Annotated in this window: 19 protein-coding genes; 7 read left to right on the forward strand and 12 right to left on the reverse strand. The window is 44.2% G+C overall.

The features are described 5' to 3' along the window. Positions 1-382 precede the first annotated feature (382 nt). The 3 genes from T360_RS0112300 to T360_RS0112310 all read right to left on the reverse strand — a co-directional run bounded on the left by T360_RS0112300 (position 383) and on the right by T360_RS0112310 (position 1,723). Positions 383-610 carry a hypothetical protein gene (locus T360_RS0112300; RefSeq protein ID WP_028913047.1) on the reverse strand — a complete coding sequence of 76 codons (228 nt, stop codon included), beginning with the start codon at positions 608-610 and terminating at the stop codon, positions 383-385. 99 nt (positions 611-709) lie between these two features. Further along, on the reverse strand, positions 710-1,297 hold the full coding sequence (locus T360_RS0112305) for a hypothetical protein (protein ID WP_028913048.1): 588 nt from the start codon (positions 1,295-1,297) through the stop codon (positions 710-712). A 6-nt stretch (positions 1,298-1,303) separates the two neighbouring features. Beyond that, positions 1,304-1,723 (reverse strand): N-acetylmuramoyl-L-alanine amidase, encoded by a 420-nt coding sequence (locus T360_RS0112310; RefSeq protein ID WP_028913049.1) that lies wholly within the window; start codon positions 1,721-1,723, stop codon positions 1,304-1,306. Positions 1,724-1,779: 56 nt separating this feature from the next. Here T360_RS0112310 and T360_RS16275 point away from each other — a divergent pair, with 56 nt between their 5' ends. Together T360_RS16275 and T360_RS0112320 are read left to right on the forward strand one after the other, a co-directional pair. Further along, positions 1,780-2,004, forward strand: coding sequence for a hypothetical protein (locus tag T360_RS16275; protein ID WP_155949541.1), 225 nt, complete (start codon positions 1,780-1,782; stop codon positions 2,002-2,004). Between the two features lie 118 nt (positions 2,005-2,122). Then, entirely contained in the window at positions 2,123-2,497 is a 375-nt protein-coding gene (locus tag T360_RS0112320) for a hypothetical protein (protein WP_155949543.1), read from the forward strand. Between the two features lie 79 nt (positions 2,498-2,576). Here T360_RS0112320 and T360_RS0112325 read toward each other — a convergent pair whose 3' ends face one another. Next, entirely contained in the window at positions 2,577-3,875 is a 1,299-nt protein-coding gene (locus tag T360_RS0112325; RefSeq protein ID WP_028913051.1) for a Y-family DNA polymerase, read from the reverse strand. A 41-nt stretch (positions 3,876-3,916) separates the two neighbouring features. Then, on the reverse strand, positions 3,917-4,312 hold the full coding sequence (locus T360_RS0112330) for a LexA family protein (protein WP_369793520.1): 396 nt from the start codon (positions 4,310-4,312) through the stop codon (positions 3,917-3,919). 163 nt (positions 4,313-4,475) lie between these two features. Here T360_RS0112330 and T360_RS0112335 point away from each other — a divergent pair, with 163 nt between their 5' ends. The 4 genes from T360_RS0112335 (at position 4,476) to T360_RS0112350 (ending at position 6,442) form a co-directional block, all read left to right on the forward strand. Next, complete coding sequence (locus tag T360_RS0112335) at positions 4,476-5,210, forward strand: DUF1349 domain-containing protein (protein WP_231488173.1); 735 nt, start codon at positions 4,476-4,478, stop codon at positions 5,208-5,210. A gap of 21 nt (positions 5,211-5,231) precedes the next feature. Next, positions 5,232-5,582, forward strand: coding sequence for an MmcQ/YjbR family DNA-binding protein (locus tag T360_RS0112340; protein ID WP_028913054.1), 351 nt, complete (start codon positions 5,232-5,234; stop codon positions 5,580-5,582). A 4-nt stretch (positions 5,583-5,586) separates the two neighbouring features. Beyond that, positions 5,587-5,817, forward strand: coding sequence for a hypothetical protein (locus T360_RS0112345; RefSeq protein WP_028913055.1), 231 nt, complete (start codon positions 5,587-5,589; stop codon positions 5,815-5,817). Positions 5,818-5,947: 130 nt separating this feature from the next. Continuing rightward, entirely contained in the window at positions 5,948-6,442 is a 495-nt protein-coding gene (locus T360_RS0112350) for a hypothetical protein (RefSeq protein ID WP_028913056.1), read from the forward strand. A gap of 58 nt (positions 6,443-6,500) precedes the next feature. On the opposite strand, the gene T360_RS0112355 is transcribed toward T360_RS0112350, so the two are convergent. Genes T360_RS0112355 through T360_RS0112375 form a run of 5 tightly spaced genes read right to left on the reverse strand, consistent with a single transcriptional unit; the run spans position 6,501 to position 10,180 of the window. After that, positions 6,501-6,929 carry a hypothetical protein gene (locus T360_RS0112355; protein ID WP_028913057.1) on the reverse strand — a complete coding sequence of 143 codons (429 nt, stop codon included), beginning with the start codon at positions 6,927-6,929 and terminating at the stop codon, positions 6,501-6,503. Further along, positions 6,920-7,459, reverse strand: coding sequence for a hypothetical protein (locus T360_RS0112360; protein ID WP_028913058.1), 540 nt, complete (start codon positions 7,457-7,459; stop codon positions 6,920-6,922). Before T360_RS0112360 ends, T360_RS0112355 begins: the two co-directional genes overlap by 10 nt. A gap of 2 nt (positions 7,460-7,461) precedes the next feature. Then, a complete protein-coding gene (locus T360_RS0112365; protein ID WP_028913059.1) occupies positions 7,462-8,211 on the reverse strand; it encodes a hypothetical protein in 750 nt (249 codons plus the stop codon). Positions 8,212-8,258: 47 nt separating this feature from the next. Continuing rightward, positions 8,259-9,032: a hypothetical protein gene (locus T360_RS16410; protein ID WP_197019312.1), complete on the reverse strand. Its 774-nt coding sequence runs from the start codon at positions 9,030-9,032 to the stop codon at positions 8,259-8,261. A 14-nt stretch (positions 9,033-9,046) separates the two neighbouring features. Continuing rightward, a complete protein-coding gene (locus T360_RS0112375) occupies positions 9,047-10,180 on the reverse strand; it encodes a hypothetical protein (protein ID WP_197019313.1) in 1,134 nt (377 codons plus the stop codon). A gap of 297 nt (positions 10,181-10,477) precedes the next feature. Between T360_RS0112375 and T360_RS0112380 the strand changes: the two genes are divergently transcribed. After that, positions 10,478-11,200, forward strand: coding sequence for a hypothetical protein (locus T360_RS0112380; RefSeq protein ID WP_028913061.1), 723 nt, complete (start codon positions 10,478-10,480; stop codon positions 11,198-11,200). A gap of 31 nt (positions 11,201-11,231) precedes the next feature. On the opposite strand, the gene T360_RS0112385 is transcribed toward T360_RS0112380, so the two are convergent. Both T360_RS0112385 and T360_RS0112390 read right to left on the reverse strand, forming a co-directional pair. Then, positions 11,232-12,050, reverse strand: coding sequence for a DUF6712 family protein (locus T360_RS0112385; protein ID WP_028913062.1), 819 nt, complete (start codon positions 12,048-12,050; stop codon positions 11,232-11,234). Next, the gene (locus T360_RS0112390; RefSeq protein WP_231488175.1) at positions 12,047-13,369 is read right to left on the reverse strand and encodes a hypothetical protein; all 1,323 of its coding nucleotides are present in this window, start codon (positions 13,367-13,369) and stop codon (positions 12,047-12,049) included. Before T360_RS0112390 ends, T360_RS0112385 begins: the two co-directional genes overlap by 4 nt. Between the last annotated feature and the right edge of the window lie 210 nt (positions 13,370-13,579).

Raw genomic sequence — 13,579 nt, forward strand, 5'->3', positions numbered from 1 at the left:
GACTTTGTACATCGCTTGTGTGGATGGGCGGAGCTGTGCCACTTGTGGAGGGCTGGCAAGATGTGCGTGGGTGCAGCGCGGCGAGCTTCATAGCTGTTCCGCCAGGACATAGGAGTGTGTATTGGCTGGTGCAGGAACTTGCTTGCTGTGCCTGACGATACTTACTTCTTGAAGCCATGACGCTCACCGCATGAGCTGCGCCTATGCTCTTTGAAGACGGACTGGAGCGAGTGGCCAGGCCGAACAGACACACAAGCCAAGCATCTGCTTTGCTGATGATTGAAGGACCGCAGGGGATTGTGGGTGGGACGAGCGCACGGATGTGCGGTAAAAAAAGAAGCAGGAGTAGATCTATTACTCCTGCTTATGAATCATTTATGGTTTAGTTTACCTTTTTTTGCTGCTGAATACGATGCATTTCTTCTACAGCTTCGTTCAGTTGTTCCTGTGTCATTTCGATTGTAATTCTGGTCTCGCCATTATCTAGCTTCTGAATAATTACTCCTCTCGGCTTTTTTACTGCAACCCAATCCATCTTACCTCCATTAAAACATGCTAATAAATCTTTTTTAGATACATGAGCTAAGTCTTTTACTATTTTTTCTTTCATTTGTTTATCCTTTAAATTAAAAACGAGGCAAAGGTACAAAAAAAAATTGGGAATGGCCTCACGGCTGTCCCAATATCTTGCAAAAATATCAAGAACAGATTAATGAAAACGCTTTTTCATGATAGAACAGATAATTAAGATTAATGCAAGTATGAAAGAAAAAACAACGAGAATCGTAGGTGGGGAGCTTGGATGAGTACTTTGCTTGGAGGCCGATTTGAGTTTTTGGGACTGGGTGGCCGTGGCCACGCTGTCCTTCAAATCGGTTGATGTGACGGACTTCTCCTTGGTGCTTGCGCCGAGGTGTAGTCCGTAGATTTGGAGGGACTTAGGAGATGGCGAAGCGAGGACGGGACGCGAAGCGTCTCGTGGGCGCTGAAGGCTTATGGGCGCTTGCGGTGTGAGTGAGTCAGAGGGAGTTTCCGACCAGCTTTCTTTCTCTGAAGGAAAGTCTGCCGGAAACTCCTGAGACTCATTAAGGAATATGATTGAGATGCTGTCTGCAGAGAGAGTAAATTGTCTGGAGAGTGCATCGAGTGAGCGGTAAAAAGTGAGACGGGATGCCGTCACGGCTGCCGTCTCACTTTCACTTACCGCCTTTTCGGACGTGCGCACAGTCTTACAGGCGGCCAGTGAAATCAGAACAAAAATGAAAACAAGTATTGAAAAGTGAGTGTAGTGTTTCATACGGATCTATTTAAAGATGTAGTCATACTCGTGGACGTTGAAAGACGGACAGTCTTTCGCAGCGAACTCGCGGTGGCCATGGAGAGTGGCTTTTGGAAAGCGCTTGTGAAGATCTGTGAGGATTTTCACGAATGCCTGTTTCTGTTCTGGGGTGCGTGTGTCCTTGGCTTTGAGTTTGCCGTCAGCTGTGCAACCGCCGACGTAGCAAACTGCGATGGAGTGCTTGTTATATCCAGCGCAATGAATGCCAGGAATGGACTCGTCGCATCCCTTGTGGATGGTGCCGTCGAGATAAATCAGCCAATGGTACCCGATATGGGACCAGTGGTTGTCCTTGACATGCATCCGTGTTATGCTGGCAACTGTCTCCTGACGCCCTTCAGGGGTGGCGGTGCAGTGGCAGATGATACGGTTGATTTCTCTCATAAGGCACCTCCTTCCTCTTTTAGGTCTATCTTGGACTTCAGTTCGGCGAACTTGGTGTGGATGTAGATGCTCACGCCAAAGATGGAGCCTGCGTAAATGAGGCACTGGGCGAAGAACAGGAGAACGGAGTCAGAGATGACGCCCGTCGGTGCTACGATGAAGCCTGCTGTGGCGAGTCCGACGCCTGCGATGAGCATGGCAATGGCAGAATAGATTTGGATATCGGTACGAGTATCTTTTGTCATATACGTGTTGATTTGATGTCGGAGGCAAAGGTATAAGATGGGTTGGATATATGAAAAGACACAATTTTTATGATAGTTTTGTTTTGAATGCTTTGGAGAAAAGAAAAGATTCTCTATATTTGCAAAAGAAATATGAATTTGCGAGCTTATGGTAATGACGATATTCGGGATTATTCTGATTGCAGTAGTATTTGGAGTGGTATTTAAGGTGCTTATTACTGAGGCAAAGCCTTATAAAAAGCCTTTAAAGAAGGAGAATGCTGTGAATGAAAAGGCGATTCCAAAGATTCCGAAGGAGGCTAAAGAACAAAAGGCTAATTCTGTTGCGAAGCAAAAGAAAACCAATGCCACAAGAAAGACAAATATTAGGCTTGGCGGATATGGTTCTCTGTTGAATGGTGTGGGAGCTATAGGAGGCAGAATGGCAACTAACCGTGGAGATTCTTCTGATGATGCGCAGTACCGAGCATACAGAGAAGAATTGGCGGCTTATGATGATTTTGTGGCTTCATTGGATATGGATGATTAGTAGATGATTTTAGCTTGTTGCGTTTCGGGACAAGTACTACCAACTCTTGGGGAGTGTAAGTTAAATTAAAATGTAGAATTCAACATTTTAATTTGATGATGTCCGACCATCTTGTGGTGGGATTGGGGGATTTGAAATCGTGTTTGATGGCGTTGGCGAAGACGTTTGCCTTGCCCTTTCCGTTCTTTTGCGTATATTGCTGGGCGCCGATGACGATTGTTTCGGAGCCGTTTAGGCGATTGATGCGGTCGATGACCTCGTCGAGGCGACGCATCTTCTCGATCTGTTCGGCGTTGATGTCGAACAGGTCTTGCTGGATTGGACTGTCGGGGCCTATACCCATGACAATCACGCCGGCCTTCTTGTATTGATAGCCTTGGCGGTAAATCTTCTGCAGCACGTCGCAAGCGGCTCCTACTATGGGGATGGTGCTGCTTGTGGGAGTAATGAGCCGCGCCTCCTGGAAGTTCCAGTACTGGGCGAGGTCTTCACGGAAGGCGTTTGTATTCACGAAGACACCTACTGTTGAAGCCACGGTGTTCTGTAGGCGCAACTTCTCAGCGCAGCGGGCGGCATAGTTCGAGACGTGTGTGCGCAGCGTGTCAAAGTCGGATATCATCCCGTTGAACGAGCGACTGGTGCAGATGGACTTTTTCTTGGCCAACTCCTCGTTGGGCACAGCATCCTCACCGTTGAGCTCCTGCCAGGTGCGCACGATGTTGATGTTGTTGAAGGTGAGCTGCACCCAGTCCTTATGATGGCAGGCAAAGTCATAGGCTGTCTTGCAGCCGAGCGCCTGTAGCTTTGCAGCATAACGGCGGCCGATACCCCATACGTCCTCGATAGGAAACAGTTTCAGCGCCTTGATACGCTTCTCGTCCGTGTCTATCATGCAGCAATGATGATAGCCCTCGTATTTCTTGGCGAATTTCGAGGCTATTTTTGCTAACGTTTTGTTCGGTGCCAGACCGATGCTGATGGGCATGCCCACTTCGCGTTTCACCCGCTTATGCAGTCGCTCGCCCCACTGTTGCAGTTGGTCGAGCTCAATGCCGTCGAGGTACATAAAGCACTCATCGATGGAGTAACGAAAATAAGCGGGTGTTTCCTTGCGGATGATGCTGATGACACGGGCTGTCAGTTCTCCGTAAAGCTCATAGTTGCTACTAAAGACTGCTATCTTGTTATTTGGGAACTGCTGCTCTAACTGAAAGTACGGTGTACCTTCCTTCACGCCCATGGCCTTGGCCTCGTTGGATCGTGCCACGACGCAACCATCGTTGTTCGAGAGAACCACGACGGGAACGCCCTTCAGGTCGGGCCTGAAGACACGCTCGCATGAGACGTAACAATTATCGAGGTCGGCTATTCCGTACATGACGTGAGTTAAGAATTAAGAGTGAAGAAAATGCTATAGCACTATATCTTTTCAAACGTTCTTATGAGGTGGATGACGGTGCCCCAGACTTCGAAGTTGTCGCCAGCTTCTACTTTGAAGACGGGATAGTCGGGGTTAGCAGGGCGCAGTTCGATGTAGCCATCGGGCTTATGTGTCAAGTCCAGATACTTCATGGTAAACTCGCCGTTCCAGAAGGCTACGACGATAGAGCCGTTGCGCGGCTCTACAGCTTTGTCGATGATGACACGGTCGCCATCAAAGATGCCAGCGTCCTTCATCGAGTCGCCCTCAACATCCCCATAAAACGAAGCTTCAGGGTGGCGGATATAGTCGCGGTTGAAGTCCAACGTCTCGTGGATGTAGTCCTGAGCAGGCGACGGAAATCCAGCCTTGATGCCCGCATGTTCCAGTTCCAACTTGGTATCAAATACACCTCTTTTTATCTTTATGTTGCCCATCTCAAAATATTAAATATTCTCAATTTTTTGTGCAAAGTTACTCATAAATCATCATAAATCTTCAGAATTTCCTATTTTTGCAACAAAGTTTAATAATATAGACCGTAAAGAAGGAGTTTATATGCGAATAAAAAATGTAACTATGCTTTGCCTCGCCATGATGCTCGTGGCTTGTGGACAGCAGACAAAACAAAATGAAACGTCAATGGAGTTTACAGACCAAGTAAAAGAGGCTCTTGCTAACAATGGTTGCATAGCGTTGGATAGCCTTCAGTGGACAAGAAAGCCTAAGGCTTTTGAGGTAAAGAATGATACTATCATTATTACTACTGCGCCCAAGACAGACCTTTGGCAGCGCACCTATTATCACTTCCAGAATGACAATGCCCCCGTGCTACAGATGAATACCCGCGAGAAGTTCTTCAGCTTTGTAGTCAAGACGGATTTTACAGAAAGCCATCACCGTTTCGATCAGTGTGGTGTCGTGATGTACCTTGACTCAGAAAACTGGCTGAAGGCTTCAGTGGAATACGAGAATGACGAGTTCCAGCACTTGGGTAGCGTAGTTACCAATAAGGGCTACAGCGATTGGGCAACTCAGGCAATCCCTGCCGATGTAAAAACCATGTGGTATCGCTTTTCACGCCGTGAAGATGATTACTGCATCGAGTGTTCAACCGACGGTGTGACTTTCAGTCAGATGCGCATCTGCCACATGTATGCCGGTGCTGACGAAATCAGTTTTGGTGTTTATGCCTGCTCGCCAGAGGAGTCCTCGTTTACGGCAAAGTTCACCGACATGAAGATAACTGAGTGTGCATGGAAAGCCCACGATGGTCAGCAACCAGACAAGTAAGTTCCAAATTGTTGTGGAAGCATGAATATAGAAGACTATCGTGAATATTGCCTTTCATTAGGTCCTGATATAGAAGAAAAATTGCCTTTCCAGAAATTTAAAAACGGCGAAGGTGTACTGGTGTTTTACGTTATGGGACATATGTTCTCTTTCTTTGATTGTAATGATTTCTCGGTCATCTCATTGAAATGCCAGCCAGAGCGCATTGAAGACTTGAAGGCACAGTATGACTGCATTGGCGATCCACGCAATGAATCGCCTAAGCATTGGATTGGCATCAATCCAAAAACTGCGCCCAACCATTTGCTGAAGGAGCTGACTCGCAACTCCTATGAGATTGTAAAAATGAAGTATATGAAAGTCAAGAAGTAATAGAATGACAGTTGATACAAGCAATATGTGTTCGCACTTGCAGCGGAAGTTGTTTGAGGTGGATGGTGTCTATCATCCGTTGTGGGTGTCCATGCAGGACGATGCTGAGGTGACGGCAGTTGTCCGTTCACGTCAGCTTCATATCTACCGCAACGGTAAAAAAGTGTTGGTATTGGCAGGAAAGTCTGCACCCAAGGTTATCAGAGAGGATAAACTTCATGATATACTTCATTGAGAACGTATGTTTATTTAAAATTATATTCAATTACATAACATTTTTGAAAGTTTTTTAGTCAAACACTTGGTGGTTATCGATAAATTTCCTATATTTGCCACCATATTACGAACTTATAATAAATTAAGATATGAAAAAAATAGCAAGATGTTATCTTTTTATGTTTATTGCAACATTAATAACAGCAATGATGTTTTCATGTAGCAAGGGAGATGATTCTGATAAATCATATATTGAAGACTACCCCAACCAGTTTTATGTTCCTTATAGTGAATTTTGTAATGTATTAATTGGGCGTTGGAGTTTATATTCTGCATATAGAGAAAATAGCAACGAGACAATACTTGTAGATAATATTACTGATGAAACAGAAATAGAAACTTGGGGTGAAATCGAATTTCTCACCGATGGCTCATTTAAAAGAGGTGTGTCCAATCACAACTGGAAATATAGTGTTGAAAACTATGATAAAATGGGGGGAGACGTTATTTTTTTCTATGCGATAAGAATTACTGACCCCAATTCTGCTGATTTTAATGTCCTAATTCCTGTTGTATATCTTGACCAAAACACACTTCGTTGGGAAAACACAACTGGCTATTATGTTTATAAAAAAATAAAATAACTGTCGTTCTTATTTTGCTCCTCATGATTTATAATCTTTTCTGAATCAATTTGAATAATTAATGATTATATCGACGATAATTGTCATCTAATGCTTGGGCGACGACGCCGACGAATGACTGGCCGATGTTATCAGCCAGGAAGTCACGGAGGTTGAGGACTGAGGAATAATACTTCCGAGAGAACCACTTTTTAGCGACACGCTTCTTTTCACGACCTATATTCCCGGAGTTGCCTCTGGGGATTTCTTTTCCTGTACCAAAGTCTTGCCATAGGCCGTACTCGGTGAAGAGATGCGAGAGGCCGATTTCTATGAAACGGCCGTCGGCATTGACTGGGAGGGCGCTAACTGAATGCAGGAGGTGACCGGTGTCGATGACGTCGAGCAGGGTGATTTGCTCCTGCCAGATCTTCAACATGGTGTCGTTGAAGGCCATCACGAATTTTTCTCTCTCGCTTTGTGGGTCGGGATGACTGTTTATGTCCATTCTTCTTGGTTGAATTGTAAATCGGTGTATGTGTCCACGGCGATTTGGAAGTAGGCGCATGCACAACCGGAGAAGAAATACTTGTCTATCTCCTGAAAGGTGATTCTTGGGTCGATATAGATACTGTGCTGCTGCAGGCGAGTCTGTTCCAGGATCAGGACAGACATGAACTGTCGGAATAGCTCGCGCATGGTGTCCATGCAGCGCTGGCGGGCTTCCATGTTGTCGATAGCGTGTCGCATCGCTAGGAAGACCGTCTTTACGCGGCGGGTGTGTGGTGTGTTGTTGATGTCGGTGAAGCCTTGTGAGATGTCGCTGACACAGACGAATGCGGTCTTTGTCAGCAGTTTGGCGAGTGCTTCTTCAAAGCCGTCGAGCCCTGAGACGCGACAGAAGGCGAACCGCTTTTCTTTGGCGAACTTGTTCTTCTGAGTCAGCTGCTCGAAGAATGATGTTGCATCCCAGTTGAATGTTGGATTCACAGGGGTGGCGGGTGCTGGCTGGGGCTGAGGGAATAGTTTGTCTAACATGGTTATTTCTTTGATAGTTTGCGGAGATTGGCTGCTTCTTTGGCTAGTGTGTCGAGCTCTGTGAGCGCGCGCCAAGTGTCCGTTTTTAGGATTGATTCTTCTTTAGTGATATCGCCACCTGTCAGCGCACGAATCATTGCGTTTGTGGTGTCGCGTAGCTGCTGGTATGTGTTGGTTTGAGGCGTGCCGAGAAGGTTCGAAGAGTCGTTGCTTGCGGGCTGGTAGAAGTTTGGGAACTCCCTTGCAAAGTACTGTTTGATTGCGGCCATCCAGTAGAAGATTCCGATGAGGTGTGCCTTGTCGGCCTTCACTATATCGCTTCTATAAAGTACTTTTGCTATTTGTTGTAACAGATTGTTTTCTTGTGTTTTAAGATAACCTTGAAAAAGGTTTTCTATAAGTATGAATTGCTCGAACGGAAGCTGCTCGAAGCAGGCTGAAACGGCGCGGTGCTTACCGATTCGTGAGATGCGAACGGGCATCTGCGGGATGGAGTCCAGAAAGCCGAGAGTAGTTGTGGCTTGTTGGATTTGGCTGGCTGTAAGGATGACTTTCCTGCGGCCAGACTTGATGATAAATCTGCTGTATTGAAGGGCTGATAGGATTTTCAGACCGTTCCATTTTAAGAGGCAGATTGTCTTGATTTCTTCAGATGAGAAATCGCTGGCGAACAAGCTATACACCAGGTGTAGTTGCTTGTCGGTGAGTTTGTCCCAGGAGGTGGGGAGTGTGATATTAAAAACTGCTTTCATGCCGCGAAGGTACGAAAGCAGTTTGTATGGGGAAAAGACAATCTATATTATTCCTGTTTTTTATGAGACTCCCATGTTTGGTGGAGCTTATTCCATTTCTCGCTATGGGCACCCAGAGCACCTATTTGGCGCGGGTGGGCTAATGGGAGAACGTTTACGGTGTGGCCGTCGACTGTGGCTGCAGTTATGGTACCATATCCATACAACTCTACATATTCCTGCAGGGATTTATAGGGAACTTCTGCCACAGCGTTTAAGAATTGAGCGATGGGGATATCGCCGAGGAGGACTAATAGGCTAGCCTTGGATTCCTTAAGTTCTGAAACGATTTCTTGGCGTCTCTTGTCATCGCAGAATACTGTTGGCCGTTTTGGTATGGTCACTTCATTGAGGCCATACTTCTCTATTAACGGGTTATATTCTTTCTCGATCACTTTTGCCTGGCCGTCGTTGATGCGTGTCTCTGGAAGAAGGTCGCACAACCATGCGTCTTTCCTTGTGCAACCAAGGGCACCAAGGATATGTTCATCGAGGACCTTGGCTGAAGGGCCGTTGAGATGTTCTCCGGCCGGTTCCAACGTTCCAACTTCTGTAGGAATCTGTATCTTTGATATGATTTCCTTTGCTTCTTGGATGTTTCCGTCCCAGAAGATGCGTGGTTCACTTGCAACAGCCAAAGCTGGACATATAGTCTTGCCGTCTTTTTTCCAACGCGCATGAACTGCACTTGCATAGACACCAAGAACGAAAATTTTCTTGGGCGTGCGGTCTTGCTGAACTAGCGGATGAACTTCTTGACCAAAGGGGTGTAAATAATTCATGATTCTATTTTTAATTATTCTAATAGTAACTTTCTGCCATCTTCTGTATGTAATAATGGAATTAACTTACTCAATAATTTGTGCAGATAGTCTCTTTGTAACTCTTTTGAACCATAATCTCTCCTCATTGCCATTCCTGCAATATATTTGTGTGCAGTTTGATACTGACAAAAATAGCATAGTTCACTTTCCTTGTAATCCAACTTTATGTTCAATTCTTTATTAATTAGCTTTATCAGGAATTCATTAGGAGAAAAATTGTATTCAGTGGAAAATAGCACTGTATATTCTAACCAACCACGATCATCTCTTCCTACTCTGTTTTCTCCATCTTCAAAACATGTTGCTTTTATACTCAAAATAAAATTGAGAAGTGCACGAACTTTATAATCTAACAGGGCTTCTTCTTTGTATCTTTTGGAACTTGTCTGATATTTAAACCCTTCAATAATCTTCTCTTGATTATATAATTCAAAAATGTGAAAATATAATTTTCTTTGAAGGAATCTTTTTAAAGAATCCGCATCATACTTTGTGTAACATGGCAAATTCAATAGTTTTCCTTTATATTGGATATGATTATCGATCTCGTAAACATGTAGTTCCGATTCAATGATTTGGCCTAATAGATTTGAAAGATAATAGTTTGCTATTTTATTATCATCAGAGTTAATGATAATATAGCAAGTAACATCATCATTGCTATAAACATGAGGGGGGTGATTCTCTATTTCTATATTGACGAAATAAATCATGTTCAGTACATCGTTTAAATTTATTGAAAAATAGTCTGAATCTGTATTGCATTTTTGACCAAATAACGTGTCGAAATACCTGAAATTTATTTTTTTCGTTTCAATATCCTTTTCAATGATTCTGTTAAGCTCTGGAACTATTATTTGAAAAAATAAAGCAACAGGGTTATTCCTTTTATTATTAATTCGTCCGTTATCAAATGTTATAAGTTCAGAGGACATAAATATATGTTCCTTAGGTCGCCTTGCTGATGTGTATTCTATATTATGATCATACAAAATAGTATGTATTTTATATTTAAAATATATTGTCTTCAGATGATCTGAATAGTAAGCCATTCTCACTTCGTTGGTTATTACCTCTATCTTAGTTATTTTAATATTCTTAATCATTATATCAGCATCAATTTTTTCTTTCGTTTTGATGTTGATGTACCCTATGATGCATTTATAGGAATCGTTATTGTCTCGTAAAATTTCGACAAACGGAATGTCTGAACAACAGAATTCATAACTTTGAAAAACCTCATCTAAGTTAGATGTGTTTGTCACTTCTATTATTTCTTGATTATTAATAAGAATCATATAACGCCCATAAATGTTATTTTGGGGCAAATATACAAAAAATCCGCTTAAATTAGTTAAAAATATAATTATTTTTGTATATTTGCGACCATTAATTGTAATAATATGAAGAAAGCAAAGTACAAAAGAAAGAAACGACGCAATTCACAGGTCATTAGGAGAATAAGAAAAAATACGAGAAAACAGGTAGAAAAAGAATTCTACCTTATGTCGAAGTATGATATTGATAACAAATGCCTATTTGTTCCTCCTTTGAAAGTAACTGATACGCTTTTCAAGGACCAAGGAATTACAACTCTTGACGAACAAGAGAGTCATGATACTCAAAGCCAGCTTGAACATGATGAAATCTATTATCAGAATGGCTATGCTAGTGCAGCAGCTTTAATGTTAAATCTGATAAAGAATTCGAGTAACAGGATTGTGCGTGAGAGCTATATTAATCCGGCTATGTTTTGTTTTCGTCAGTTTCTCGAACTCTCAATGAAAGATTCTATATTAAAGTATAGACATATGAGAAAAGAGGGCAATAAAAGTGAGCCGAATATTGAGGGTCACAATCTAGTAAAACTATGGGAAGGACTAAAATTATATTTGTCTGATTCTGATGAAGAAATTCAAAGCATCGACAACCTGGTTAAAGAATTTCAAGAAGTTGATACTGGTACAGCATTTAGATATAATAGATATTTGCAGCATCAAAACGGAGGAAAAGAGAAGTTTGCAAAGATAGATAGTGATACATTGTATACCCGCATGCTCCAAATGTATAGATTTTTTGAAGGAGTTAACGAACATGCAATAATAACACTGGAAGAACAATTTTAAAATAATAGATGTCTGATATTAAATCATCCGCTTAAAACCAGTAAGCGGATGATTTTTTATTGTTTTGGAATGTTTTTGGGGTGTAAAGTTCGGCAACTGGGGACGAATGCCAGGCGGGGAATACGTCTTTGTGCTCACGGATGATGGTGACTAGGTCGTAGTAGCACTGATTGTTTACTTGGATGTCGGTGAGGAGCTGGAGTTCGTAGGACTGGAGCGCTTTTATTACCTGCTCTTCGATTGCGGTCGCGTAGCGGAAATTCGTCAGGGTGTGGTGACGGAAGATGTCCATCTGCTCGTGGGAGAAATATGTTTCTGCTAGGACGTTCTCGATTTTTATTAATCGAGCGTGGAGTGACTGGAACTTCTGCCAGAGCTGATCATTTATGTTCAGCCGGCGGCAGAGGTGGAAGTTGGGGAAGAGCGTTGAAGCAAAGTATTTGCCTGGAACGCTTTGCTGCCAGGCTTCGATAGAGGCGAGGCGGTGGAGGAGTTGCTCGACGTTTGCGTCGCGCAGGGCCTCGATGGAGTGCTGCAGGCGCTCAATGCGCTCCCGTGAAGCGGGTGCGATGGTGGGTGTGTTCACGATGCCGAATCCGTTCGGAGTCAGGATGAGGTCGAGTGATGGAATGGCTGAGAGAAATGCGTGGTACACCACGATTTTCTCGAAGATGTCAGTTGCGGCCTCACTGAGCTGCAGGTCTGCGGGGACGTAGTTTTCGTGGGCCCATTCTTCAGCTGTGGTGATGTATGGGGCCAGGGTGTCTTCGAGCGATGGTTCACCTTCGACTGAAGGGAGAACGTGGGGAATGAGTGAGCGAAGTTTCTCTTCGGTGATGATTGTATTCATGATTCTATTGTGACTTGTTTGGCGTCTTTGTTTTCGTCTAGGGTGGTGAGCTGGATGAATGGGATTTGGGGAGTGACGTTTGTCCAGCCGTTGTAACTGATTATGATTTTGTGAACGGTGAAGAGCAGGTCGTGATAGGGCTTTTGGAGGGCTTGGGCGATGGTGTAGAGTTCACGTTTGTCGCTACCGGAGTTGTTCGTCTGGGTCTTGCCCGGAACAGAACCGACAAGGTTCGAATGTACGCGCATCGTGAAGCACACCATGTTCACAGCTTCTATGATGTCTGTGGACCAGTCACCGCCCTCCTTGTCTGTCTCAACTTTGTTGATTACCACGTCGTGCTGCTCGTCACCGTTAGGGTTGATATAGAATGTAGAGAAGAGTACCTTACCAGAGTTTTCCATGCCTGTGAGGAAGTTGATGATTTTCTCTTTCTCCTCCACTACCCTATCCTGCTGCTTCTTGCGGTCGGTGATGCCTTCTGCTTTGAAGATGCCGTCCCAGAAGCGGTTGGCTATCTCGATGTGATATTTGATAGGCGCTGAGTTCTTCAGCTTTGCTTCTTTGGCTATACCAATGAGCTTTTTGATATTATACCAGTTGCCTTTGAACAAGGCCCCATAATACGGGATGGGATAATAGGTACTGTCGGGAGTCGGAACCCGGCTGACGATAGCAAATTTGCGCGTAGCAGTCTTTGGCCGCTTGCCCTTGGCCGCCTGGAGTCGCTCCTGCAGGTCGGCCCATGGAGCTTGCTGATTGAGGAGTTCGATTTTCTCTACGTCTTCCTTGCGGGAGATAGACTTCCGCCAGTTGGCGTAGAGAATATAGGGAATACGCCCGTCTGATTGAGCAGGTGCGAAACGGCAGTAGCATGCTTCTTTGCGAAGGATGCGTACGATACGGGATCCGTCGGCATTGAGGATGATGACCGAGACACAAAAGGCGAAGTGTTTGATATCCTGGCAGACTCCGAGGAAGTAAGAAGCGAGGTCGTTGTCCATCAGGAAGCCTTCAACCTCATTTTTGATGTTGGACGCAGCTTCCTGTGTGTTATACATCAGTCCGGAGCCATAGCAGACTTCAGCGTTGAAGAGCTGGCAGGTAGAGAGAGTCTCGTCCGAGTCAATGAGTTCAAGGATTCGGTACGGCAGCTGGTTGTCCGCTCCCCATGGCATATACTGATAGCCGTCGGCTATCGTCTGGGGTGTGGTGTCCTGTTGCTCTTTGAATACTTCAGAGGTGCTGACGGTGAAGGCTGCACTTGCGTTCAGGCTTGGTATATCTTCGACAGAGTTGAAGGAAACGTTGTAATTCATATCTTTGTTTTTTGGAGCAAAGGTAAGAAACAGGCGACATGTCTAAAAAGACATCATATCTCAATGATCTTATACCTACTTTTTAGGGATTAAAAAATAGTGATAGCCCGAATGGACTACCACTGGTTTTCGATTTTATAAACAACGGTCATCATATCTTTAATGGCCGCGAAATAATGTGCTCTTCTCAGGGGACATTATCTTTGGGTA

The organism is Prevotella sp. MA2016 (assembly GCF_000619825.1).
GTDB lineage: Bacteria > Bacteroidota > Bacteroidia > Bacteroidales > Bacteroidaceae > Prevotella.